26 protein-coding genes are annotated in these 22,258 nt (G+C 70.4%); 14 read left to right on the top strand and 12 right to left on the bottom strand.

What is annotated here, in order from left to right:
- Positions 1-75: 75 nt before the first annotated feature.
- From AB1046_RS13435 to paaK, 3 genes are all read left to right on the top strand, one after another.
- Positions 76-1,572, top strand: a complete 1,497-nt coding sequence (locus tag AB1046_RS13435) for an MFS transporter (RefSeq protein WP_369369810.1) — start codon at positions 76-78, stop codon at positions 1,570-1,572.
- 4 nt (positions 1,573-1,576) lie between these two features.
- Complete coding sequence (locus AB1046_RS13430) at positions 1,577-2,710, top strand: carboxylesterase family protein (RefSeq protein WP_369369809.1); 1,134 nt, start codon at positions 1,577-1,579, stop codon at positions 2,708-2,710.
- Positions 2,711-2,834: 124 nt separating this feature from the next.
- Positions 2,835-4,136 (top strand): phenylacetate--CoA ligase PaaK, encoded by a 1,302-nt coding sequence (gene paaK / locus AB1046_RS13425; RefSeq protein ID WP_369369808.1) that lies wholly within the window; start codon positions 2,835-2,837, stop codon positions 4,134-4,136.
- A gap of 203 nt (positions 4,137-4,339) precedes the next feature.
- Here the strand turns inward: paaK and AB1046_RS13420 are convergent, their stop codons facing one another.
- From AB1046_RS13420 to AB1046_RS13395, 6 genes are all read right to left on the bottom strand, one after another.
- The gene (locus AB1046_RS13420; RefSeq protein ID WP_369369807.1) at positions 4,340-5,056 is read right to left on the bottom strand and encodes an ABC transporter ATP-binding protein; all 717 of its coding nucleotides are present in this window, start codon (positions 5,054-5,056) and stop codon (positions 4,340-4,342) included.
- Complete coding sequence (locus tag AB1046_RS13415) at positions 5,053-6,987, bottom strand: ATP-binding cassette domain-containing protein (RefSeq protein ID WP_369369806.1); 1,935 nt, start codon at positions 6,985-6,987, stop codon at positions 5,053-5,055. The genes AB1046_RS13420 and AB1046_RS13415 overlap by 4 nt, the downstream gene beginning before the upstream one ends.
- Positions 6,987-7,472 (bottom strand): branched-chain amino acid ABC transporter permease, encoded by a 486-nt coding sequence (locus AB1046_RS13410; protein WP_369369805.1) that lies wholly within the window; start codon positions 7,470-7,472, stop codon positions 6,987-6,989. The genes AB1046_RS13415 and AB1046_RS13410 overlap by 1 nt, the downstream gene beginning before the upstream one ends.
- The gene (locus AB1046_RS13405; protein ID WP_369369804.1) at positions 7,469-7,858 is read right to left on the bottom strand and encodes a hypothetical protein; all 390 of its coding nucleotides are present in this window, start codon (positions 7,856-7,858) and stop codon (positions 7,469-7,471) included. The genes AB1046_RS13410 and AB1046_RS13405 overlap by 4 nt, the downstream gene beginning before the upstream one ends.
- Positions 7,859-7,862: 4 nt before the next feature.
- Positions 7,863-9,035 (bottom strand): ABC transporter substrate-binding protein, encoded by a 1,173-nt coding sequence (locus AB1046_RS13400; protein ID WP_369369803.1) that lies wholly within the window; start codon positions 9,033-9,035, stop codon positions 7,863-7,865.
- Positions 9,036-9,154: 119 nt separating this feature from the next.
- The gene (locus tag AB1046_RS13395) at positions 9,155-9,550 is read right to left on the bottom strand and encodes a RidA family protein (protein WP_369369802.1); all 396 of its coding nucleotides are present in this window, start codon (positions 9,548-9,550) and stop codon (positions 9,155-9,157) included.
- A 132-nt stretch (positions 9,551-9,682) separates the two neighbouring features.
- Here AB1046_RS13395 and AB1046_RS13390 point away from each other — a divergent pair, with 132 nt between their 5' ends.
- Positions 9,683-10,657, top strand: a complete 975-nt coding sequence (locus AB1046_RS13390; RefSeq protein WP_369369801.1) for a helix-turn-helix transcriptional regulator — start codon at positions 9,683-9,685, stop codon at positions 10,655-10,657.
- Between the two features lie 12 nt (positions 10,658-10,669).
- Here the strand turns inward: AB1046_RS13390 and AB1046_RS13385 are convergent, their stop codons facing one another.
- From AB1046_RS13385 to AB1046_RS13365, 5 genes are read right to left on the bottom strand one after another with little or no spacing between them, the layout of a single operon-like run.
- Positions 10,670-11,371, bottom strand: coding sequence for an HAD-IA family hydrolase (locus AB1046_RS13385; RefSeq protein ID WP_369369800.1), 702 nt, complete (start codon positions 11,369-11,371; stop codon positions 10,670-10,672).
- 44 nt (positions 11,372-11,415) lie between these two features.
- On the bottom strand, positions 11,416-11,991 hold the full coding sequence (locus tag AB1046_RS13380) for a TetR/AcrR family transcriptional regulator (protein WP_369369799.1): 576 nt from the start codon (positions 11,989-11,991) through the stop codon (positions 11,416-11,418).
- On the bottom strand, positions 11,988-12,704 hold the full coding sequence (locus tag AB1046_RS13375) for a DsbA family oxidoreductase (RefSeq protein WP_369369798.1): 717 nt from the start codon (positions 12,702-12,704) through the stop codon (positions 11,988-11,990). Before AB1046_RS13375 ends, AB1046_RS13380 begins: the two co-directional genes overlap by 4 nt.
- Complete coding sequence (locus AB1046_RS13370) at positions 12,704-12,901, bottom strand: hypothetical protein (protein ID WP_369369797.1); 198 nt, start codon at positions 12,899-12,901, stop codon at positions 12,704-12,706. Before AB1046_RS13370 ends, AB1046_RS13375 begins: the two co-directional genes overlap by 1 nt.
- A 50-nt stretch (positions 12,902-12,951) precedes the next feature.
- The gene (locus AB1046_RS13365) at positions 12,952-14,025 is read right to left on the bottom strand and encodes a phosphotransferase family protein (RefSeq protein WP_369369796.1); all 1,074 of its coding nucleotides are present in this window, start codon (positions 14,023-14,025) and stop codon (positions 12,952-12,954) included.
- 180 nt (positions 14,026-14,205) lie between these two features.
- Here AB1046_RS13365 and AB1046_RS13360 point away from each other — a divergent pair, with 180 nt between their 5' ends.
- A complete protein-coding gene (locus tag AB1046_RS13360; protein ID WP_369369795.1) occupies positions 14,206-14,706 on the top strand; it encodes a pyridoxamine 5'-phosphate oxidase family protein in 501 nt (166 codons plus the stop codon).
- On the opposite strand, the gene AB1046_RS13355 is transcribed toward AB1046_RS13360, so the two are convergent.
- A complete protein-coding gene (locus AB1046_RS13355; protein ID WP_369369794.1) occupies positions 14,694-15,044 on the bottom strand; it encodes a hypothetical protein in 351 nt (116 codons plus the stop codon). The genes AB1046_RS13360 and AB1046_RS13355 overlap by 13 nt on opposite strands.
- On the opposite strand from AB1046_RS13355, the gene AB1046_RS13350 reads away from it, so the two are divergent.
- The 9 genes from AB1046_RS13350 (at position 15,033) to AB1046_RS13310 (ending at position 22,202) form a co-directional block, all read left to right on the top strand.
- Positions 15,033-15,260 carry an ester cyclase gene (locus tag AB1046_RS13350; protein WP_369369793.1) on the top strand — a complete coding sequence of 76 codons (228 nt, stop codon included), beginning with the start codon at positions 15,033-15,035 and terminating at the stop codon, positions 15,258-15,260. The genes AB1046_RS13355 and AB1046_RS13350 overlap by 12 nt on opposite strands.
- Before the next feature lie 31 nt (positions 15,261-15,291).
- Positions 15,292-15,939, top strand: coding sequence for an SDR family oxidoreductase (locus AB1046_RS13345; protein ID WP_369369792.1), 648 nt, complete (start codon positions 15,292-15,294; stop codon positions 15,937-15,939).
- Between the two features lies 1 nt (position 15,940).
- Positions 15,941-16,789: an endo alpha-1,4 polygalactosaminidase gene (locus tag AB1046_RS13340; protein ID WP_369369791.1), complete on the top strand. Its 849-nt coding sequence runs from the start codon at positions 15,941-15,943 to the stop codon at positions 16,787-16,789.
- 18 nt (positions 16,790-16,807) lie between these two features.
- On the top strand, positions 16,808-17,584 hold the full coding sequence (locus AB1046_RS13335) for a FadR/GntR family transcriptional regulator (protein ID WP_369369790.1): 777 nt from the start codon (positions 16,808-16,810) through the stop codon (positions 17,582-17,584).
- Positions 17,585-17,655: 71 nt separating this feature from the next.
- Complete coding sequence (locus AB1046_RS13330; protein WP_369369789.1) at positions 17,656-18,078, top strand: winged helix-turn-helix domain-containing protein; 423 nt, start codon at positions 17,656-17,658, stop codon at positions 18,076-18,078.
- Positions 18,071-18,907 (top strand): zeta toxin family protein, encoded by an 837-nt coding sequence (locus tag AB1046_RS13325; RefSeq protein ID WP_369369788.1) that lies wholly within the window; start codon positions 18,071-18,073, stop codon positions 18,905-18,907. Before AB1046_RS13330 ends, AB1046_RS13325 begins: the two co-directional genes overlap by 8 nt.
- Before the next feature lie 140 nt (positions 18,908-19,047).
- Positions 19,048-20,361, top strand: a complete 1,314-nt coding sequence (locus AB1046_RS13320) for an extracellular solute-binding protein (RefSeq protein ID WP_369369787.1) — start codon at positions 19,048-19,050, stop codon at positions 20,359-20,361.
- Positions 20,362-21,312, top strand: a complete 951-nt coding sequence (locus tag AB1046_RS13315) for a carbohydrate ABC transporter permease (RefSeq protein WP_369369786.1) — start codon at positions 20,362-20,364, stop codon at positions 21,310-21,312. It abuts the gene before it with no gap.
- On the top strand, positions 21,309-22,202 hold the full coding sequence (locus tag AB1046_RS13310; protein WP_369369785.1) for a carbohydrate ABC transporter permease: 894 nt from the start codon (positions 21,309-21,311) through the stop codon (positions 22,200-22,202). The genes AB1046_RS13315 and AB1046_RS13310 overlap by 4 nt, the downstream gene beginning before the upstream one ends.
- The last annotated feature ends 56 nt before the right edge of the window (positions 22,203-22,258 follow it).

Raw genomic sequence — 22,258 nt, 5'->3', positions numbered from 1 at the left:
CCGCCGGAACAACTGTTCCGTTCTGTGTTACCGTGATCGGAATAGCTATTCCGCACTCAGTAGAGCAGGGGACGCATGTCAACCCAAACACCGTCCACGACATCGATCGGCTCGTCGGCGCCACCCCGGCGCTGGTTCGCACTCGTCGTGGTCTCGCTCGCGCAGCTCCTCGTGGTGCTCGACGCGACGATCGTCAACATCGCCCTGCCGGCGGCCGCGGCGGAGCTCGGCTTCGACGCGAGCGGCCGGCAGTGGATCGTCGCTGCCTACTCGCTGGCCTTCGGTGGCCTCCTGCTCGTGGGAGGGCGCATCGGTGACCGTATCGGCCAGCACCGCGCGTTTGTCATCGGCGCGATCGGCTTCGCGCTGGCCTCGGCGGTCGGGGGCTGGGCGCCGAGCCTCGCGGTACTGATCACCGCCCGGGCCGCGCAGGGTGTCTTCGCGGCGCTGCTCGCGCCGGCCGCCCTGGGCCTGCTCACCGTCGCGTTCGCCGGTTCGGCCAGCCGTGAGAAGGCCTTCGCCGTCTTCGGCGCCGTGTCCGGGGCGGGCGCCGGCGTCGGCCTCATCCTCGGTGGTTGGCTGACCGAGTACTTCTCGTGGCGCTGGACCCTGTACATCAACGTGGCGTTCGCGGTCGTCGCCGTCGTCGGGGCGCTGCTCGCCCTGCCGCGTCCGCAGCCGACCGAGCCCAAGCCGTTCGACGTGCGCGGGTCGATCCTCGCCTCGGTGGGCGTGGTCGGCGTTGTGTACGCCGTCGCCACCGCGTCGCTGCAGCCGGTCGTCGCGGGGATCACGCTGGTGGTCGGCATCGTGCTGCTCGTCGTCTTTGCGCGCACGCAGCGCAGCACGGCCAACCCGTTGCTGCCGCCGTCGATCCTGGCGGATCGCCGGCGCTCGACGTCCTCGCTCGTCATGCTGATCGCTTCGGTCGGGATCGTCGCCGTCTTCGTGTTCGCGACCAGCTACCTCCAGGAGATCATCGGGATGCCCGCGTTCTACGCCGGGCTCGCGTTCCTCCCGATGGTCGCTGCGATCGCCATCGGGGCCCAGGGCATCTCGGCGGGCCTGGCGGTCAACGTTCCCCTGCGCGTCAAGGTGCCCGTCGCGGCGCTGGTCAGCGCGCTCGGCATGGTGCTGCTCGCCCTCGTCCACGACGGCGTGGAGTACACCACCGGCATCCTGCCCGGGCTGCTGCTGACGGGGGTCGGCCTCGGCGTCATCTTTGCCAGCACGCTGTCCGCGGCGACGTTCGGCGTCCGGGCGGAGGACTCGGGCGTGGCCTCGGCGGTCCTCAACGCCGCGCAGCAGATCGGTACCTCGGTCGGCGTGGCGCTGCTGACCACCCTGTCCGGGATCGCCAACGGAATCTTCATCGGCACCCACCTCGTCGAGGTCGGCGGCCTCGGCGGCGTTCCGAGCACGCACACGCTCGCCCTCGGGGTGATCGCCGGGTACCAGGGCGTCTTCTGGCTGGCCGCCGCCGCGTTCGTCGCGGTGGCGATCGTCGCGTTCGTTCGCTATCCGGCCACGTCCGCCCAGCAGGTTTCCGCCGTCCCAGAGAACGAGGAGTAGAAGAGTGCGCAAGATATCGGCCCGCAGCGCGGGCATCGCAGCATCGGTCGTGGCGGTCGGCTTGCTCCTCGCCGGGTGCGCCGTCCCGGTGGACACGACAACCCCGTCCGCCGACTGCACCGTTCCCGCAGCGGCCGCCCCCGCAATGGGCGGCGGAGGCGGAGGCGGGCTCCCGCTCTCGACCACGGTCGCGGAGAGCGACCAGAGCACAAGCATCGTGCTCGACGCCGACGACAGCCCGCAGGCCCAGTGCACCGGTGTGGAGCTCACGGAGTACTCGAACGTGGTCTTCTCGGAGCCCGTGCTCGACGACGGGTCGACCTACCTCATCCGGATGGACATCACGGTGCCGCAGGACGTGTCGGGCCCGGTTCCCGTCGTCGTGTACATCCCCGGCGGAGGGTTCATCGTCTCCGACCGCGGCGGCTCGATCGGGAACCGTTCGTACCTCATGGAGCACGGGATCGCCGTGGCGGCGATCGAGTACCGGACGATCGGCGACGGCGGGACCTACCGCGACGGCGTGGCCGACGTGAAGTCCGCCGTGCGCTTCCTGCGGGCCAACGCTGCCGACTACGGCCTGGACGGCGACTCGATCGGTCTCTGGGGCGAGTCCGCCGGGGCGTACCTGGCCTCCATGGCCGGGGTCACGCAGGGTGACGAGTCGTTCGACGTCGGCGAGAACCTCGACGTCTCCAGCGACGTGAGCGCGGTGGTGGAGGAGTTCGGCGCGTCCGACCTCACCCGCATCGCTGCCGACTTCGACCAGGAGACGCAGGACTACTACCGCGAGACCCCGGACAACTTCGTCACCACCTACGTCCTGGGTGCGGGTACCGGCGAGACGCTCTTCGACGATCCGGTAGCTGCCGCCGCGGCGGACCCGGTCACGTACATCGACGGCACCGAGCCCCCGTTCCTCAACTACCACGGCACGAACGACACCCTCATCTCGCCGTCGCAGACCCTGCTCACGCACGACGCGCTCCTGGCTGCCGGCGTGCCGAGCACGCGGTACCTGGTCCAGGGCGCGGGTCACGGGGACCTCTCCTTCCTCGGCGACCCCGAGGGCGGCAGGGTCTGGTCGACCGAGGCCGTGCTGGACCCGATCGTCGACTTCTTCGTCGAGAATCTCTGACCGAACAGGTGGGGCCGGGAGCTTACGTTCCCGGCCCCATCATCGACTATTAACCAACCGGACGATCGGTTAGTATTTGTCCGGGCCGCCCGTCCGGGCCGGCGACCATCCTCGAGGAGTACCAATGACGATCTCCATGCAGTACGAGCCCGTGCTCGACGAGGCCGAACGGCTCTCGCGCGAACAGATCAGAGACCTGCAGCTGGTGCGCCTGCAGTCGGCCGTTCGGCATGCCTACGAGAACGTGCCGTTCTACCGCGCGAAGCTGGGCTATGCAGGGGTGACCCCGGAGGACATCCGCAGCCTCGAAGACGTCCGGCTGCTGCCCTTCACGACCAAGGAAGACCTCCGCCAGAACTACCCGTTCGGCATGTTCGCGGTGCCCATGGACCAGGTCGCGCGCGTGCACGCGTCCTCGGGCACCACGGGCCGCCCGACAGTCGTCGGGTACACCCACAAGGACCTCGACACGTGGGCGGACCTCGTGGCTCGCAGCCTCCGGGCCGCCGGGGTGCGGCAGGGGATGCGCGTGCACAACGCGTACGGCTACGGGCTCTTCACCGGCGGCCTCGGCGCCCATGCCGGCATCGAGCGGCTCGGCGCCACGGTGATCCCCGTCTCGGGCGGTCAGACCACCCGCCAGGTGCAGCTGATCACCGACTTCGAGCCCGAGGTCATCCTCTGCACGCCGTCGTACCTCCTGACGATCGTTGATGCCATGGAGGCCGCAGGCGTCGACCCGCGGTCGACGAGCCTGCGCGTCGCGGTGCTGGGCGCCGAGCCCTGGACCAACGAGATGCGGCACGAGCTCGAGGAGCGCCTGGACATCGACGCCGTCGACATCTACGGGCTGAGCGAGGTCATGGGTCCCGGTGTCGGCAACGAGTGCGTCGAGACGAAGGACGGCCCGCACATCTGGGAGGACCACTTCCTCCCCGAGATCATCGACGCCGAGTCGGGGGAGCCGCTGCCCGACGGCGAGCACGGCGAGCTGGTGTTCACCACGCTGACCAAGGAGGCCTTCCCGGTCCTGCGCTACCGGACCAGGGACCTGACCCGGCTGCTGCCCGGCACCGCGCGGCCTGGTATGCGGCGCATCGAGAAGATCACCGGCCGCAACGACGACATGATCATCCTGCGCGGCGTCAACCTCTTCCCGACGCAGATCGAGGAGGTTGTCCTCGGCATTCCCGAGCTGTCGCCCCACTTCATCCTGGAGCTGACCCGGGAGGGCCGGATGGACTCCCTCTGCGTCCGCGTAGAGCACGCACCCGGCCAGTCGGTCGAGTCCGCGAGCCCGTTCGCCAAGGTGCTCGCCAAGCAGGTCAAGGAGCGGGTCGGGTCGAGCGTGGGCGTCGTCGTCGAGCCCGCCGGTTCGCTCCCGCGCAGCGAGGGCAAGCTGAAGCGGCTGTACGACCTGCGCTGAACCCCAGGACCGCGCGGCGGGTGGTGACCTGTCCCACCCGCCGCGCGCACACCCGCCGGCACACCAACGGCATTGGCTGACTGGCTTGGCGCAACGCGGTCGGACCACCCAACTGACTCGGCGCACCAGTGCGGCGAGTCAGTTGGGTGGTCCGACCAACCCACTGACTCGCCGTATTGGGGCGGGCGAGTCAGTTGGGTGGTCTATGACGCCTTGGCGTCCAGGCCGCCGAAGTATGCGTCGCGCACTTCGGGGGAGTTCATCAGCTCGTCGGGCGAACCCTCGAGCGCGACCCTTCCGTGCGCGACGACTATCGCGCGGTCCGCCACGCGGAACGCCGCCGAGAGGTTCTGCTCGACGAGCAGGATCGACATGTCGCCCGAGTCCCGGAGCCGGGCGAGGACGTCCATGATCTCGACGACGGCCTTGGGCGCAAGCCCGATGCTCGGCTCGTCGAGCAGCAGGGCCTTCGGCCGGGACATGAGCGCCCGGCCGATCGCGAGCATCTGCTGCTCGCCCCCCGAGAGCGACCCGGCGGCCTGCGCGAGCCGCGGGACCAGCCGCGGGAACAGTGCGAGGGTCTCGTCGAACGGCGCGTTGCGGGGCTTGCTCCACGCGCCGAGGACGAGGTTGTCCTGGACCGAGAGACCGGGGAAGACGAGCCGGTTCTCGGGCACGTGCGCGAGCCCGCGGCGGGCCAGCTTCTCGGTGGCCAGGCCGAGGATCTGCTCGCCGTCCAGGGTCACGCTGCCCGACGACGCCGGGATGAGCCCGTCGACGGCGCGCAGGAGCGTCGTCTTCCCGGCACCGTTGGCGCCGACAACGGCGAGGATCGAGCCGGTCGGGACGTTGCACGACAGCTTTTCCAGGACCCGGAGCTGGCCGTAGCCCGCCGTCAGGTCGGTGATCTCGAGGCTCATCGGGCCTCCTTCTTGATGGTGACCTTCTCGGGGGCGGCCGCCTCGGGGGCGACCGTGTCGGTGCTGGCCGGTTCGGTGGTCGCGGTGTCGCCGAGGTATGCGGCGATCACGGCCGGATCGTGCCGTACGTGCTCCGGGGTCCCGTGGCTGACGACCACCCCGTCGTCGAGCACGATGACCTCGTCGGCGAGCGAGAGCACCTGGCCGACGTCGTGCTCCACGAGGATCGTCGTCAGGCCGGCGGTACGGAGCGAGCGCAGCAGCCGGGCGAGCCGGTCGCGCTCGGCCCCGGTGAGCCCGGCCATTGGCTCGTCGAGCAGCAGGACCGCGGGTTCGGACGCCAGCGCCCGGGCAACCTCCATGATCCGCTGGCGGCCAAACGGGAGGTCGCCCGCGGCCATCTGGGGGACGTCGTCGAGGCCGAAGGCACGCAGGAGCTCGTCGGCGTCCGCCAGCTGACGCCGCTGCTCGTGGCCCTGGAGGCCCAGGATGCCGCGCACGAACCCGGCGCGGCCGCGCAGGTAGCGCCCCATGTAGACGTTGCCGCGCACGTCGGTCGAGGTGAAGACCTGGAGGTTCTGGAAGGTCCGCGTGAGCCCGAGCCGGGCGGCGATGTGGGGGTGCTTGCCTGCTATCGACTGCCCGAAGAGCCGGACCTCACCTGCCGTCGGGGTCAGGGCCCCGCTGATCATGTTGAAGCAGGTCGTCTTGCCGGCCCCGTTCGGGCCGATGAGCCCGATGATCCGGCCGGCGCGGACGTCGAAGCTGACGTCGTCGACGGCCACGACCCCGCCGTAGCGTTTGGTGAGCCCGCGGACCTCAAGAACGATCTCGCCGGGGGCGACCGGCGTCGACACGGAGAGCTCCACATCTGCCAGGTCGTCGTCCGCGGGTGCAGCCTGAGCCGTTGCGGGTCTGCCGCGACTCGCCGTGGACCGCACGCGCTTCCAGAGGGAGTCGAGGAACTGGTGGACACCCCCGGGCATCGCGAGGATGACGAGCACGAGCGCGAGGCCGTAGCCCACGAGCTGCACCTCGCCGCTGGCCCCCGGGATCAGGATCGGGATCAGGTCCCGCAGTCCCTCGCCCAGCCACTCCACGATGACCGCACCGATGAGCGCACCCCAGACGGAGCCCAGCCCGCCGAGCACCGCCATGAGCAGGAACTCGACCGAGAGATGGAGCTCCGCGACCGCGGGGCTGACCAGCGAGACGTGGTAGGCGTAGTAGACGCCGCCGAGCCCGGCCAGCCCTCCGGAGAGGACGAAGACGCCCAGCCGGAGCCGGAACGTCGGGACGCCGAGCGACTCGGCGGCGATCCCGGAGTCGTTCAGGGCCGAGAGGGCCCGTCCGGTGCGGCTGCGCGTGAGGTTCATCGCCAGCGCCAGCGCGACCAGGACGGCCGGCGCGACGAACCACAGGAAGAACGCGTTGTTGTCGATCGACACCCCGAACACCTCGGGCCGGGAGAACCCGTGGATACCGGTGTTGCGGCCGGTGAAGTCGTTCTCGCGCACCAGGATCATCACGATGAAGCCCAGGCCGAGCGTCGCGAGCGCGAGGTAGTGACCGTGCAGCCGCAGGAGCGGTACCCCGACGAGGAGCGCGAGCAGCATCGCCACCGCTACGCCCGCCACGGCGGCCAGGGGGCCGGGGACGTCGTAGCGGGTGAGCAGGATCGCGTGGGTGTACGCGCCCGCCGCGAAGAAGGCGGCCTGACCGAGGCTCACCTGGCCCGCGAGCCCCATGAGCAGGTTGAGCCCGATCGCGGGCAGGGCGAAGATCATGGCGAACACCACGATGCCGAGCATCGAGGGGCTGGCGACGAACGGGAGGACCACGATGGCCAGGGCGAGCACGACCAGGCCCACGATCTCGTTCCTGCGTTTGGCCGGACCGAGCAGCGGGATCGGGTTTTTCTGAGCAGCCATCAGACTCGGGCCCTGTTCGGTCGGAGCACCAGGCCCGCGGGCCGGGCGATGAGGACGATGATGAGGATCAGGAAGGCGACCGCGTCGCGATAGCCGGAGGCGATGTAGCCCGCGACGTAGGACTCGAGGATGCCGAGGAGCAGGCCCCCGACGATCGCGGCCCGATAGGACGTGAGCCCGCCGAGCACGGCGGCCACAAATCCCTTGAGCGCCAGCAGCAGCCCCACCGACCAGGCCGACAGGTAGAGCGGGGAGGAGACGACGCCGGCGATGGCGCCGGAGAAGCCCGCGATACCGAAGGCGACCGCGGAGGCGAGCGCGGGCGATATCCCCACGATGCGCGCGGCGATCGGCTGCTCGGCGACGGCGCGCATAGCCTTGCCGAGCCGCGTGCGCTCCGAGAACAGGATGATCCCGACGCCGACCACCAGGATGGCGCCGAGCATCCAGAACTCCTGGGAGCGGATGCTGACCCCGCCGATCATGACGTCGGAGCCGGGGAAGGGGGCAGCCGGCGCGCCGTCGGCCCCCAGGCCAGGAGCATGAGCGCCTGCATGAGCGTCGCGATGCCGAGCGTCAGGATGATCGACGTCAGCGTGGTCATCTTCTTGACCCGGGCGATGACGAGCCGGTCGATCAGGACCGCCGTGACGGTCACGGTGACCACGGCGGCCACGATGGCGAGGACCACCGGGACCCCGACGGCGATGAGCCACGCGGCGCCGAGGCCGGCGAACGACGCGAACTCGCCCTGGGCGAGGTTCACGATGTGTCGCACGCTGTAGATCGCGATCAGGCCGACGGCGAGCAGGGCGTACACAGAGCCCTGTGACAGCCCTGCCGCCGTCAGCTGAAAGAATTCGGTGAGCAAAGGATCATTCCCCGATCAGGACCCAGGCGTTGTCTTCCGCCTCGGCGATGATCACGGAGTCGGCGGTCAGGCCCGAGCGCTGGGTGTCCGAGTAGTTGAAGACACCCGAGACGCCGACGTGGTCGGTGGTGGCCGCGATGGCGTCGCGGAGTGCCTCGGGTTCGGTCCCGGCCGCCGTGATGGCCTCGATCGCGATGTTCCACGCGTCGAAGGCGTAACCGCCGAACGCGTTGGGTGCCTCGCCGAACTCCGCCTCGTACTGCGCGACGTAGTCCTCGATGACGGGCTTCTGGGGGTCGTCGTCGGCGAGCTGGTCGGCCACCAGCATGCGTCCCATCGGCACGATCGCGCCGTTGGCCGCGTCGCCCGCCTGGTCGAAGAACGTCTGGTTGGCGACGCCGTGCGACTGGTAGACGGGCAGGTCGACGCCGAGCTGGACGTACTGCTGCTGGGCGAGGGCCGCCGCCGGGTTGATGCCCCAGATGATCGCCGCGTCGGCGTCCGACGACCGGATGTTGGTGAGCTGCGCGGTGAAGTCGGTAGCGGTCGGCTCGAACGACTCCGTCGTCACGAGTTCGATGTCGCGCTCGGCGCCGAGCTCGGTGATCGTCTCGGCGACGCCCTCGCCGAATCCGGAGGCGTCACGGAGCAGCGCGACCCGGGTGTACCCGGCGTCGCTGGCGTGGCCGAGGATCTTCTCGAGCACCACGCGGTCGTCCTGCGTGGTCTTGAAGACCCACTCGGAGTCGGCGACGATCGCGGCGTTGGCGGCGAGCGAGATCATCGGGATCTCGTTCTGCTCCGCGACCGGTCGCATCGCGAGGCTCGGGCCGGTCCGTGACGCGCCGAGGATGATGTCGACGTCGTCCTGCTCGACGAGGTCGCTCACCGCGCGGGCGGCGGCGTCCTCGGTGGACTGGTTGTCCACGATGGTCAGCTCGACCTCGCGGCCGTCGATGCCGCCGGCCTCGTTCAGCTGGTCGGCGAGCATCTGGAGGGTGTTCTGCTGCGGGACACCGAGACTGGCGCCGGGCCCGGTGACGTCGAGGACCGCGCCGATGGCGATGGGTCCGGTCTCGCTGGGCGTGTCTTCGCCGCCGAAGTTCTGGGACGAGCACCCGGCGAGCACGAGGGTGGCGGCCGCTGCGGCCGCAAGGGGGATGTGAAGTTTCTTCATCGAAATCTCCTGGGTTCGAATTAGTGACCGAACAGTCGGTCACTAATTCGACGACGCTAGCGCGGGGACCGGTCCCGGCGCAAGGTATCCCGGAATACCTGTTCCGAATGCCCGAACAATCACCCGGCGGCGGTTGCCTCCAGCTCGACCAGCTGCCCCGGAATCGCCAGCCGGGTGACCCCGAGCATCGTCGTTGGCGGCGCCACCCGGGCCGCGCCCAGCCGCGACGCCAGCACCCCGTAGTGCTGGAAGAGCACGTCGACGTCGGTGGTGTAGACGTTGAGCCGGACGAGGTTCGCCAGCGACATGCCGGCCTCGTCGAGCACTGCCTCCAGGTTGTCGAGGCTCAACGCCAGCTGCGCCGCCATGTCGCCGTCGTGCAGGGGCTTGCCGTCGCTGCTCATCGCGGTCTGCCCGGAGCAGTACAGGGTCCGGGTGTGCCCGGAGACCACCTCCGCCTGGTTGAACCCCAGCTCCACCGACCACGCCACCGGGTTGACCGCAGTGCGTTCCATCGTCACGTCAGCTCCATTCGTTTCGGGACGACGCCGGTCCGGGGCTCGGTAGCCGCCATCTTCGACGTCGTGTCACCGAGCCTGGCGCCAAATCACGACACCCTGTGTCAGGTATTCCGCTAGAGTTTTTCTGTGCGCGCCGACCGGCTGGTCTCGCTGGTGCTGCTGCTGCGGCAGCGCGGCCGGCTGACCGCGGACACGCTGGCCCGCGAGCTGGAGGTGTCCACCCGCACCGTGCTGCGCGACATCGAGGCGCTGTCCGCGGCCGGCGTCCCGGTCTACGCCGAACGTGGTCGCCACGGCGGGTTCGCCCTGCTGCCCGGGTTCCGGACCGAGCTCACCGGGCTGAACAACGACGAGGCCCTGGCGGTGCTGACCGCCGGGACGGGCCGCGGCGAGCAGGTGTTCGGCCTCGGCTCGGCGCTCGCCTCGGCCATGCGCAAGGTGGTCGACGCCATGCCCGAGAACCACCGGGCCGTAGCGAGCGACGCGGCGCAGCGCTTTCTGGTCGAACCGGAGACCGACCTGCTGGCGCGCCGGCCGGTTGCCGACGATGTGCCCCAAGCCGCGATGGTCGAGATCCGGCGAGCCGTGCTCGCCGGGCACCGGCTGCGCATCCACTACGCGGCAGTGGACCAGGCCCCGCGGTGGCGCACGGTGGACCCGATCGGCCTGGTCACCGTGCGCGACAAGGGCTACCTGCTGGCCATGTCGTCCGGCGCGGACCGCACCTACCGGCTGTCCCGGATCCTGGCCGCGGAGGAGCTGGCCGAACCCGCACAGCGCCCGGACCGGGTCGACCTGGACCAGGTCTGGCAGGAGCGCAGCACCCGCTTCCGCACCGGCGGCAACCAGGTAACCGTCCTGGTCCGGATGGACCCGGCGCGCCGCGAGGAGCTGGTGGGCACGGCGCTCGCGATCCTTGACGAGGAGGCCGACGACGACGGCCGCCTGCGGCTGGAGGTGACCTTCCAGGACGCGCGCCACGCCGAATGGGCGTTGTGGCAGCTCGGCACGGCCGCGGAGGCGCTCGCCCCGCAGTCGCTGCGGACCGCGCTGCGCGACCGCGCCACCGCGCTGGCGGCCCGCTACGGAGACGTGTCCTGAGCCTTTGCGGGCTCAGCCGGGCAGGGCGAGCAGCTGGGCGTGCAGGTCCACCAGGTTCATCGCGTGCAGGTCGAACCCGTCACCCGGACGAGGCAGGTCGCCGCCGGGGCGGGGCAGGTAGGCGGTGCGCATCCCCGCCGCGGCGGCGGCCCGCAGGTCCCAGGCGTGCGCCGCCACCATGAAGGGCGGGTCCGCCGCGGCGGGTGCGCTGGCCAGCGCCAGCTCGTAGATCTCCCGGCCTGGCTTGTAGGTGCCGGCGTCCTCGGCGGAGAGCACCTGGTGCCACCGCAGGCCGCCGCCCGCACTCAGCCCGGCCAGGACCCGGCGGCTCGCGTTCGAGAGGCCGAGCACCGGGAGGTCGCGGCTAAGGAGGTCGAGGCCGGCCGCGGCGTCCGGCCACGGCAGCAGCCGCTCCGACGCGTCGGCGAGCCTGACCGCCGACCCGGGCGGCAGCAGGTTCTCGTGGACGAGCGAGTTCAGGACCTCACGGTCCAGCTCGTGACTGGGGGCGAACGCGCGACGACGCTCGACGATCTCGCGCTCCCGCTCGGCGATGCGCTCGAGCCATCGACGGGCTACGTATGCCGCGGCACCGCTCTTGATCCCGGTCACCTCGGACACCCGAGTGCCGAGGCTTCCTGCCTGGTCAACCAGTGTGCCGAGTACATCGAAGACGACTGTCGGACGGGCAGAGCCCGTCGTCGCAGGCTGCATGCGTCACACCGTAGTGGAACGTCCGAACCGGGTGTCGCGCGTGGTCACGAACCGCTGCGGAGTCCGCGCAGGGTGTGTTCGAAGCTCCTGATGTAACCGTCGCGGTGCTGCTGGTCGCAGGCGCGGGCGATGATGCCGCGCTCCCAGATGAGGATGCCGACGTCCTCCGGCGTCAGGTCGTCCCGGATCGTGCCGGTGGCCCGGGCGTCAGCGAGGAAGCGGGCGGCGACCTCGGCGGCGTGCTCGCACATCGCCGCCAGCGGGGCAGAGCCCGGCAGTGCGCGCAGCAGGACGTCGTTGGCGGCCGGCTCGTCGTACTGGAGCAGCCAGAGCCCGCGCAGGTAACCCTCGAACCGCTCGACCGGGTCGTCGATGGCCGAGACCGAGCTGATGATGCCGCTGATGCGCTCGGCCACGAGCTCCTCGACGACGGCGTCGATCAGCCCCTGCCGACCCCCGAAGCGGTGGTAGATGGTGCCCTTGCTGACCCCCGCGGCGCGTGCGACCTCGTCGAGGGGGCTGTTCAGCCCGTGGGCTCGGAAGACGTCGAGGGCAGCCAGGCGGATGCCCTCGACGTTCCGCTGCGCGTCGGCGCGCAGCCGCGGGGTGTCCGAGCTCATCGCCCGGCCCCGGCGGCGCCGGCGGTCGCGGCCGAGCCGACGGTCTCGTTCCAGCTCGTCTCCAGGGCCTGCGTGAACGCCTCGACCGGCTGTGCGCCCGAGACGGCGTACTTGCCGGCGAACACAAAGAACGGCACCCCGGTGATGCCGTACTCGCGGGCCTGCCGCAGGTCCGCCTCGACGTCGTCGGCGAACTCGCCGCCGGCCAGGGCCGCTAGGGCGGCGTCCCGGTCCAGGCCGACTTCGGCGGCCAGGTCACCCAGGACCTCGCGGTCCGCGACGTTGAGGCCCTCGGTGAAGTACGCCTGGAAGAGCCGCTTGACCATCTCGTGCTGCTTGCCCTGGCCTGCGGCGTAGTGGCTGAGCTGGTGCGCGGTGCGGGTGCCGACGGCCTGGGCCTTGTCGAGGTGGTACTCCAGCCCGATCTGCCGGGCGCGGGCCGAGACCTGCTCGTTCATCGCCTCTGCCTGCTCGCGCGGGAGGCCGTGCTTGGCGGACAGCAGCTCGGCCGGGTTGACCGGGGTGTCGTCCTCGGTCAGCTCCGGCATCAGCAGGAAGCTGTGATAACGCACCTCCACGCCGGCGGCGTGCGGGAACTGAGCCACCGCCTGCTCCAGGAGGGTGTCACCCATGTAGCAGAACGGGCACATCACGTCGCTCCACACGTCGACCACGAGCCGGTCCGCGGACCGGCCGAATGCCTCGCCGGCCATCAGGAGCACACCCCGTCCAGGTCGCAGACGCCGAACGCCTCGCCCGTGGGCAGGAGCTGGAACGGCGATGCGGTGGTGGGGGAGGCGGTGGCCGCCCCGGCGTCGACGGACTCGGGGGCCTCTGCTGCCGAAGCCGCCAGGGCTGCCGGGGCGTCGAGCACCAGGCCCGGCGCGGAGATCGCGTTACTTGACTTCATAGTCAAGAAAGATACGGCGAACTTGAACACTGCGTCAACTTGGGGCCCGATCAGGCCAACGACGTCGCGGACGCCCAGGACAGGGCACGCAGGCAGCCCGAGCGGAGATCGTCGAGATGCGCGGCGAGCTCCCCGGGGCTGTCGCCGTGGAGGCCCTGGCGCACCGCCGTCAGGCCGGGACCCAGGCGAAGGTGCAGACCCCAGGTCAGGTGAGCGATGGCGAAGCCGATGGCGACGGCGGGGCGCAGGTCGGCCCCGGCCAGGTCGCTGAGGGCCCGGCCGTAGACCTCGAGCAGGGCGGGCTCGTCCAGCTCGCCGGATCCGCCGAAGGCCCGGTACATCGAGACAAAGGTGCCCAGGTCGAACCCCACGGGGCCCACGCCCACGTGCTCCCAGTCGATGAGGAGGAGCGCGCCGTGCGGGTCGAGGCCGGCGTTGCGCGGGTGGAGGTCTCCGTGGACCAGAGTGGTGGGCAGCTCCGCGGCGCGTGCGCTCAGCACGGCGGCGGCGTCCAGGCAGGTGTGCAGGGCATCAACCTGCTCAGGGGTGAACAGCGCCCTGAGCTGCGGGTCATGGGCCAGCGCGTCGAGGTTGTCGTGACCGTCTCGGATGTGATGGGTGTATGCGGCGTAGCCCGCCCGCTCCAGCCAGAGGGAGTCGAGCAGGCCGGCGCGCGCGGCTCCCACGGCAAACAGCGGCGCGATCCGCTCGGCGGTGGTCATCGCGGCGGCGGGAGTCCAGCTCTGGTGCAGGACGGCGGCGGCGTCGCGCATCACTATCCAGTCGAGGCCGTTCTGCCGGATCACGGTCGGGTCCGCCGGTGTGGCCAGGCCGCTGGGCAGCAGACCGGGGACGTCGCTGCCGAAGAAGTCGGCCTCCCGGAGGTGCAGCCGCCCGTCCCGCGAGTCGAGGAGGGACGGCTCGCCCCAGCTCGGGATCTTGACGATCCACTGGGCCGGGCGGCTGCCCGGCGCACTGATGCTCACCCGGAGCACCGCCGCCCGGCTCAGCCCGGGGGACAGGTCCCGCACCGAGAGCACTCGTGCTCCGGCACCCCACGCGCCCGGCCGGGAGGCGAGCACGGTCTCGATCGTCTCGGCATCGGGCAGGAGTCGGTCGGTCATCTGTCTCCTCGCGGCAGCGGTGCGGTTTGGAGCCTAGGGCGAGGAGCCATCGGACCACAGGTAGCGGGCGAGGGCATACCACTTTTGACGGTGCGAGCTCTGCGGATGTCGAGAAGCTGGCGCCCGCTCCGTCCCAGGCATAGAAGCGGCCATCCGGGCCGCACGACGAGAGGGAAGACCATGGACACCAACGAGGTCACCGAGATCCTGAACCGCCCGATCAGCCAGGAGCTGCTCGCCCGCGACATCACCCGCCTGGCGTACGTCGCCAAGGACGGCACGCCCCGCAACGTCCCGATCGGATTCTCGTGGAACGGCTCGGAGATCGTCATGTGCACGCCGAAGAACGCCCCGAAGCTGCCGAGCCTGCGCGAGAACCCGATGGTCGCCCTGACGATCGACACCGAGGTGCACCCGCCCAAGATCCTGCTCATCCGCGGTACCGCCGAGCTGGACCACGTGGACGGCATCCCGGACGAGTTCCTCGAGGCGAACACCAGCTACGAGATGACGGCGGAGCAGCGGGTCGAGTGGGAGAAGGGGGTGCGTTCGCTCTATGTCGACGGCATGGTCCGGATCGTCGTGACCCCGACGTGGGTGAAGCTGATCGACTTCGAGACGACCCTGCCGACCGCGGTCGAGGAGCTGGTCCGGGAGCAGGAGGAACGTCAGCGGGCCTGAGTCCTTCCTTCCCGCCGCTCGGCGATGAGCCGCATCGCGTCGCGGACGGCCCTTCGCTGGGCCGGGGCGAGGTCGGCGAAGATGTTGTCCATCAGACCGCCGGCCTTCTGGTCGGAGACGGGCGGCACCAGATCAGCGGGCAGCAGGGCCGTCAGTGCTTCCGCCGCGTGGGCCACTCGCGGATCGCCCGGCTCCAGGTCGGCGAGGGCGTCCAGCAGGTCGTAGAACTGGGCCGCGTGCTCCCGCGTCGCGTGCAGCGTCGCCATCAGCGAGCCCCGCGCTGCCTCCGGGACCACCACGTCGAGGAAGGCCAGGTGCTCCCTGTCGTGCGCGGCCATCGGGGAGTCCGCGACCTCGCCGAGACCCGCGAGCAGCGTGGTGAGCTCCGGCGAGACCGGGCCCTCGGCGGCCAGCCGCCCGGCCCGCGCCTCGGTCAGCAGCGCGGCAAGGTCAGGTGGCGCAGCGTCGAGGTCTACCGCTTCGAGGGCGACAAGATCGCCGAGGAGTGGGTGGCCCCGGACCTGATGGGCCTCATGGCGCAGATCTCGGCATAGCCTGGGGGTGCACCCCACGGAAGGAAGCACCATGTCCCGAGTTCTCATCATCGGTGGCCACGGCAAGATCGCGCTCCGGCTCGCCCCGCTGCTCGTCGAGCGTGGCGACGACGTCACCAGCGTGTTCCGCAATGCCGACCACCAGGCGGAGGTCGCGGCCACGGGAGCGACCCCGCTGGTCGCCGACGTCGAGAACCTCGACATCGCCGGGCTCACCGAGCTCGTGCGGGGGCACGACGCCGTGGTCTGGTCGGCGGGTGCGGGCGGCGGCAGCCAGGCGCGTACCTACGCCGTGGACCGCGACGCCGCGATCCGCTCGATGGACGCCGCGAAGGCGGCGGGTGTCGCGCGCTACGTCATGGTGTCCTACCTCGGTGCGCGGCTCGACCACGGGGTGCCCGAGGACAACTCGTTCTTCGCGTACGCCGAGGCGAAGGCCGCAGCGGACGAGCACCTGCGCGCCGTCGGGCTCGACTACACGATCCTCGCCCCGGGCCCGCTCACGCTGGACGAGCCCACCGGTCTGATCGAGGTAGCCGAGCCCGGCGACGGCCGGGTCTCGCGCGCCGACGTCGCGGCGGTCGCCGCCGCGGTCCTGGCGGACGACAGCACGATCGGCCGCACCATCGAGTTCGGCAACGGCACGACGCCGATCGCGGACGCCGTCGCCGCCCGCTGAGATGCCACGGCAGCTGGTCGCCGCCGCGTTCGTCGTCCTGGCGCTCACGGCCTGTTCGGCCGACGACGGCGGCGATGCCGCAACCGGCGCCAGCGCCGCCGCCGAGGCCGTGACCCTCCCGCCCACGAGCGGGGTGTTCGACTACCAGCTCGGCGCCGCGTACGACCTGGCGAGCGGGCTCGACGTCGTAGTGCGGGACGCGACTGCCGAGCCCGCCGCCGGCGCCTACGGTGTCTGCTACGTCAACGGCTTCCAGACCCAGCCCGGCCAGGAGGACCTCTGGCTCGACGGCAACGAGGACCTGCTGCTCCACGACGCTGCGGGTGGGCTCGTCGTGGATCCGGACTGGCCCGACGAGTACGTCCTCGACCCGTCAACTGAGGCGAAGCGCGACCGGATCCTCGGCATTCTGGGCCCCGTGATCACCGGGTGTGCCGATGCGGGCTTCGACGGGGTCGAGATCGACAACCTCGACACGTGGACGCGGTTCACCGACCCGAGCACGGGCCTGATCGAGCAGGCGGACGCCCTGGCGCTCGCGGGCTCCTACATCGAGCTGGCCCACGGCGCAGGCCTCGCCGTCGGGCAGAAGAATGCCGCCGAGGCGGCTGCCGAAGGGCATGCGCTCGGGTTCGACTTCGCCGTTACCGAGGAGTGTGCGGCCTATGCCGAGTGCGGCGCGTACACCGGCGTCTACGGGGAGAACGTGCTCCAGATCGAGTACACCGACAACCTCCCGGACGGGTTCGACGCCGTGTGTGCCGGCCCGGACCGGGCTCCGCTGACGATCCTGCGCGACCGCGACCTGGTGGGCCCCGACAACGAGGCGTACGCCTACGACCAGTGCTGAGCCGCATATCCTCGATCCATGACCTCCCCCCTCGCGCCGCCGTCGGACCCCCGGGACACGGGGACGACCGGGCGCCGGGGCCTGCTCACCGAGCACATCGCACGCCAGCTTGAGCAGCAGATCCACACGGGTGAGTGGGCGGTCGGCGCCAAGCTGCCGTCGGAGCGGGAGCTCGCGGTGCAGTTCGGCGCGAGCCGGAACGTGATCCGAGAGGTGCTGCGCCGCTTGGAGGCCACCGACCTGATCGAGGTCGCGCCGGGCCGTGGGTCGTTCGTCACCGAGCAGTCGTCGGCGCACGCTCGCGGATACGACGCCCTTTACCGCACCGAGCGCCCGACGGTGCGGCAGCTCATCGAGGCGCGGATCCCGCTCGAGGTGGAGATCGCGGGACTGGCGACCGAGCGCGCCTCCGACGAGCAGGTCGACGCGATAGTGCAGGCGCTCGACCGCGTCGAGTCCGCCGGCGACGTCGTCGACAAGGCGCGCGAGGACCTCCGCTTCCACGACACCATCGCCGCCGCCTGCGGCAACCCGGTGCTGCGCATCATGCTGTCCTCCATCGGCGGCATGATGTTCGAGATGATGCTGCGGTCCAACTCGGACCCGCGGATCGGGGAGCCGGGGGTGCCGCACCATCCCGAGATCGTCGAGGCGATCCAGGCGCGCGACGTCCAGCTCGCGCGCGAGCGGATGCGGGAACACCTCGCGCTGGGGCTGCGCACCTACGGCCCGGACCTCGACGTCGGCTTGGACCTGATGGCCTCCCGCCACATCGAGACGTTGCTAGGCCGCTAGCGACCGTCGGCAATCAACTGCGCTTGATTCAAAATGAATCACCGCGTAGCCTGGTCGCTCAGGAGGTCGTCATGTCAAACCATGTTGCCGTAGTCGGCGAGTCGGATCTGAAGATGGCCTATGTGCTCGCGCGCCTGGCGGAGATCGAGCGGACCCGGCGCGTGTACCTAGCGGCTGAAGGCGGGATGGCGCAGCGCGACATCGCCCGCGCTGTACACATGTCTCAGTCTGCCGTGCATCGGTTGATCGCCAGGGCAAAGGCGGTGGGTGTCGGTGAGTCGGTCGAAGAGGTAGTCCTGGAGCGGTACGCGGGCAAGATCTCGACGGATCAGATGTTCCCGCGCCTTCGTGGGATCGAGGCATGGGTACGTCGCGTCGTCGATCCGGTCGACGGTGTTCTGCCCGGTTCGTCTGAGGAGGACGTCGAGGCGCTTCTCGAAGGCGGTTTTCTCACCGAGGCTGAGGCCGACGTGATCCTCGATGCGCATGAGTGAGCTGCGCGACGAGGTTCATGCTGCGGCTCTGGCGGCAATCTCGGGCGAGCGGTCGCTGGATGCGGTACTTGCATCGGCGCAGCGGCGTCGGCTCGTCCGGGAAGCTCGAGACTGGTATCTGGAGACCTACGCCGGGGGCGTGACGCGAGGCGGGAGCTGTGTCGTGGTCACCGCCGGACCGCCCGGTGCGGGAAAGAGCTCGACCTTGTCGGCTGCGGTGGAGGATGTCCACTCGCGGCTGGTGATCGATGCCGACATCGCCAAGGAGTTCCTTGCCCGTCGGTGCGTGATCGACGGGACCTACGCGAGCGCGCTCTCCCGGGTGCTGCCGGATGGTCGAAACGTCATGCCCCTGGATCTGTCACCCCTGCTGCAGACGATGTCGACGGAGGTGTGCAACGCCGTGCGCCGCTCTGCGTTGGAGGGCTCTCTGGACATCGTGCTCGAGAGCACGATGTCCACGCCGGCGTATGGGGAGCGCTTGCTGCTGTCGCTCGCGAAAGCCGACTGCCGACGGCTGATCATCGTGTCCGTCGAGACCGACCGGGCGACTGCGCACGAACGTGCTCGTGCCCGGTGGTGGGCCGGACGCCTGGACGATCACGAGCTCGGCGGACGCCTGGTTTCTCCCGACGCCATCGACGCAGGCTTCGGAGGCGGTGGCGCCGTCGGCCCCTGTCGCGCTCATGCCCGTGAAATCGTTCGCGTCATTCGGCGGGGCGAGAGCACGCTCGATGCGGTCACGTTGATGGAGTACGACGACGGCATCCTGACCGCGGTCGATGCGGATCCGCCGACGTCCGTGGACAAGGCCGCCTCGATCATCTGAGGTGCGGCGCCATCGCGACGGCACTCCGTCAGTCGACTCCGGGTGGTTTTGGCGTGCCCTCGCGACCGTGCTAGCGTCCAACTGGTCCTACCAGTTGGACCACTTGTCATCCGAGCCACACACGGAGGTGTGACGCACGCATGTCACTGCCCACGAGCCCACGGCGCGCCGGCGAGCTGAGCCGACGGTCGTTCGGCGTGCTCGCCGCGATGTCCGTGCTGGCTGCCTGCTCGCGCGGCCCGCGGACGGCCGACCCGAACGCCCCGCTGCGCGTCCTGGCCATCAACCACGTCTGGACGCAGGCGATCAGCCGCTACCTGCCCGAGATCGAGGAGCGGATCGGCCGTCGCGTCTCCGTGCGGATGCTCACCGCCGACCAGCTCACCTCGACCTTCAACGTCCGGCTCAACGCCTCGGCCACCGATATCGACGTCATGACGGTCCGTCCGCTGCAGGACCAGCTTTTGTTCGCCCGCAACGGCTGGATCGCCGACCTCACCGACCGGGTCGAGGGCGACGCCGCCTACCGCTGGACCGACTTCCAGGAGGCCCCGCGCGAGCGGTCGACCGCCGCGGGCAACGTCGTCAGCGTCCCCGTCGTCACCGAGCGTCCGGCGCTGTACTACCGCAAGGACCTGCTCGAAGACTTCGGGGGAGCGCCGCAGACCCTCGACGACATGCTCGACATCGCCCTGGAGCTGCAGCGGCGCAGCGAGGGCTTCTTCGGGTACGTCGGCCGCGGCCAGCGCGCCGGTGCGGTCACCCAGTGGTCGAGCTTCCTGTACTCGTTCGGCGGCGACTTCATGCACGAGGGCCGGTCCGGCATCGCAACTCCCGAGGCGATCGCCGCCTACGAGTACTACGGGCGCCTGCTGCACGACGCCGGGCCGCCCGGGGCCACGAACATGAGCCTGGAACAGGCGATGCCGATCTTCGCGCAGGGCAAGGCTGCGATGTACGTCGACGCCGACGCGATCTACAGCAACTTCCTCGACACCTCGATCTCGACAGTCTCCGACACCGTGGGGTTCGCGCCGTTCCCGGCCGGCCCGGCCGGCTCGGTCCCGCACAACATCCCGTCGTGGAGCCTCGCGGTCAACGAGTTCTCGCTGCTGCGGGACGACTCGTGGGGGTTCCTCCGCTGGGCCTCCAGCCCCGAGATGGTGGCGCGCCTGCAGTCCGAGGGCATCCCCGGCGCACGGCAGTCCGTCTGGGACGACCCGGCGACGCTGGCGTCCTTCCCGCCCGACCTGGCCGAGGCGATGCGGATCAACGCCGCCAACGGTGTCGGGCACGACCGCCCCGAGGTGATGCAGGTGGGCCGCGCCCGCGACATCGTCGGCCGCCCGCTGGTCTCCGGGATCCTCGGCGAGGACGTCGCGTCCGTCGCCGCGGATGCGGACGCCGAGTTCAACGACTTCCTCGTCCGTGACAACCGTCAGCGGGAGTTTTAGATGACGACGACAACCACCGCCGGCGCCGCAACCGCCCGCCGCACCCCGCCGTCGGACAAGCCGATGGTGACCTTCGAGACCGCGAACCGCCGGCTCAAGTGGGCGCTGCTCGCGCCCGCCCTCGGTTTCGTGGGGCTGATGATCGTGTTCCCGCTGGTGTTCACGATCAACCTCAGCCTCACCGACGCGTTCGGCGCGGTGAACGCGGGCAACGCCTACGTGGGCCTGCAGAACTTCGCCGACGCCCTCACGGACACGCGCCGGTTCTGGCCCGCCGTGGGCCGCACCGTCGTCTTTACGCTCGGCGCCGTCGTGCTGGAGACCATCCTCGGGCTGGCCCTGGCGATGCTCATGCGCAAGGCGTTCCGCGGCATGGAGATCGTGCGCACCATCCTGATGGTGCCGCTGCTGGCCACCCCGGTCGCCATCGGCATCCTGTGGATGCTGATCCTCGACCCGACCAACGGCATAGCCAACCACCTGCTCGGGTTCGTCGGCATCCCGCCCCAGGAGTTCCTGGGCTCGGTCTCGCAGTCGCTGCCCACCCTGATGCTCATCGACGTGTGGCAGTGGACGCCGATGATGACCGTGCTGCTGCTCGCCGGCCTCACCACGCTGCCGGAGGAGCCGGAGGAGGCCGCCCGGGTGGACGGCGCGAGCGGCTGGCAGCGGTTCGTCTACATCATCCTGCCGATGCTGCGCACCACGATCCTCACGGCCCTGGTGCTCCGCGGCGTCGACGCCCTGAAGACCTTCGACCTGATCTACGCGACCAAGGGACCGGGCGGCGGCTCGGACTTCGAGGCCGAGACGCTGAACGTCTATGCCTACGGTCTCACCTTCGACTACCAGGAGTACGGCCTCGCCTCCGCGGTCCTGGTCCTGTTCACGCTGTTCATCGTCGCGATCGTGGTCTTCCTGCGGCGCCGGACCGAGAGGAGCGCCTCGTGAGCGCCGTGACCACCGCCCCAGTCCCCAGCCGTACGCCCGGACGCGTGCCCCAGCGGCTCGTCGCCCGACGGCGGTCCGGCCCGCAGCGTGCGCTCGGCGTCCTGCGTGCGGTCCTGATCGTCATCGTGTGCGCGGTCATCGCGCTGCCGATCGTCTGGATGATCGCGGCCGCCTTCAAGACGAACGTCCAGGTCACCGACCCGACCGTCGGCCTGGTCTTCACACCCACCTGGGACAACTTCCAGGGTGTCCTGGCCGACGGCGCGCTCGGGCACTCGCTGGTCAACTCGCTGGTGGTCGGCGTCGTATCAACTGCGCTGAGCATCGTCATCGCCGTGCCGGCCGCCTGGGCCGTCGGCCGGTTCCGGATGCGCCGGACGGGCTCGGTAGTGCTCGTGGCCCGCATCGTCCCGGCCATCTCGCTGCTCGTGCCCTGGTACTACATGTTCGCGCAGCTCGGCCTGGTCGGTAGCCACCTGGTGCTGATCCTGAGCCACATGTTCGTCTCCGTGCCGCTGATCCTGTGGATCATGATCGGCTTCTTCGAGGGCCTCCCGGTCGAGCTCGAGGACGCCGCGCGGACCGACGGCCTCTCCGCCTTCGGGGCGTTCCTGCGGATCGCGCTGCCGCTCGCGGCGCCGGGCACGGCGGCCGCCGCGGTGCTGGCGTTCATCTTCAGCTGGAACAACTTCATCTTCGCGCTGATCCTCGCGGACGAGCGCACCATGACGATGCCGGTCCTGCTGTTCAACTTCATGTCCTACGCGAGCACCGACTGGGGCGGGCTGATGGCGGCCGCCACCCTCATGACCGTCCCGGTGCTCCTCGCGGCGGTCTTCGGGCAGCGCTACCTCGTGGCGGGCCTGACCGCGGGCGCCACCAAGGGCTGACCCTCTGCACCGCCGACTCCCGCACCACCCCCCGCACCACCAACAAGAAAGTCTCT

The organism is Promicromonospora sp. Populi, assembly GCF_041081105.1.
In the GTDB taxonomy this organism is placed as follows: domain Bacteria; phylum Actinomycetota; class Actinomycetes; order Actinomycetales; family Cellulomonadaceae; genus Promicromonospora.
Note: the sequence above shows the minus strand (reverse complement) of the source record. Positions and strands in the feature narration are given on the sequence as shown.

Excerpts from the sequence above, each read along its gene's own strand:
- AB1046_RS13435 (WP_369369810.1), top strand. The coding sequence starts at position 76 with ATGTCAACCCAAACACCGTCCACGACATCGATCGGCTCGTCGGCGCCA.
- paaK (WP_369369808.1), top strand. The coding sequence starts at position 2,835 with ATGACGATCTCCATGCAGTACGAGCCCGTGCTCGACGAGGCCGAACGG.
- AB1046_RS13420 (WP_369369807.1), bottom strand. The coding sequence starts at position 5,056 with ATGAGCCTCGAGATCACCGACCTGACGGCGGGCTACGGCCAGCTCCGG.
- AB1046_RS13415 (WP_369369806.1), bottom strand. The coding sequence starts at position 6,987 with ATGGCTGCTCAGAAAAACCCGATCCCGCTGCTCGGTCCGGCCAAACGC.
- AB1046_RS13410 (WP_369369805.1), bottom strand. The coding sequence starts at position 7,472 with ATGATCGGCGGGGTCAGCATCCGCTCCCAGGAGTTCTGGATGCTCGGC.
- AB1046_RS13400 (WP_369369803.1), bottom strand. The coding sequence starts at position 9,035 with ATGAAGAAACTTCACATCCCCCTTGCGGCCGCAGCGGCCGCCACCCTC.
- AB1046_RS13395 (WP_369369802.1), bottom strand. The coding sequence starts at position 9,550 with ATGGAACGCACTGCGGTCAACCCGGTGGCGTGGTCGGTGGAGCTGGGG.
- AB1046_RS13385 (WP_369369800.1), bottom strand. The coding sequence starts at position 11,371 with ATGCAGCCTGCGACGACGGGCTCTGCCCGTCCGACAGTCGTCTTCGAT.
- AB1046_RS13380 (WP_369369799.1), bottom strand. The coding sequence starts at position 11,991 with ATGAGCTCGGACACCCCGCGGCTGCGCGCCGACGCGCAGCGGAACGTC.
- AB1046_RS13375 (WP_369369798.1), bottom strand. The coding sequence starts at position 12,704 with ATGGCCGGCGAGGCATTCGGCCGGTCCGCGGACCGGCTCGTGGTCGAC.
- AB1046_RS13370 (WP_369369797.1), bottom strand. The coding sequence starts at position 12,901 with ATGAAGTCAAGTAACGCGATCTCCGCGCCGGGCCTGGTGCTCGACGCC.
- AB1046_RS13365 (WP_369369796.1), bottom strand. The coding sequence starts at position 14,025 with ATGACCGACCGACTCCTGCCCGATGCCGAGACGATCGAGACCGTGCTC.
- AB1046_RS13360 (WP_369369795.1), top strand. The coding sequence starts at position 14,206 with ATGGACACCAACGAGGTCACCGAGATCCTGAACCGCCCGATCAGCCAG.
- AB1046_RS13355 (WP_369369794.1), bottom strand. The coding sequence starts at position 15,044 with ATGGCCGCGCACGACAGGGAGCACCTGGCCTTCCTCGACGTGGTGGTC.
- AB1046_RS13345 (WP_369369792.1), top strand. The coding sequence starts at position 15,292 with ATGTCCCGAGTTCTCATCATCGGTGGCCACGGCAAGATCGCGCTCCGG.
- AB1046_RS13340 (WP_369369791.1), top strand. The coding sequence starts at position 15,941 with ATGCCACGGCAGCTGGTCGCCGCCGCGTTCGTCGTCCTGGCGCTCACG.
- AB1046_RS13335 (WP_369369790.1), top strand. The coding sequence starts at position 16,808 with ATGACCTCCCCCCTCGCGCCGCCGTCGGACCCCCGGGACACGGGGACG.
- AB1046_RS13330 (WP_369369789.1), top strand. The coding sequence starts at position 17,656 with ATGTCAAACCATGTTGCCGTAGTCGGCGAGTCGGATCTGAAGATGGCC.
- AB1046_RS13325 (WP_369369788.1), top strand. The coding sequence starts at position 18,071 with ATGAGTGAGCTGCGCGACGAGGTTCATGCTGCGGCTCTGGCGGCAATC.
- AB1046_RS13320 (WP_369369787.1), top strand. The coding sequence starts at position 19,048 with ATGTCACTGCCCACGAGCCCACGGCGCGCCGGCGAGCTGAGCCGACGG.
- AB1046_RS13315 (WP_369369786.1), top strand. The coding sequence starts at position 20,362 with ATGACGACGACAACCACCGCCGGCGCCGCAACCGCCCGCCGCACCCCG.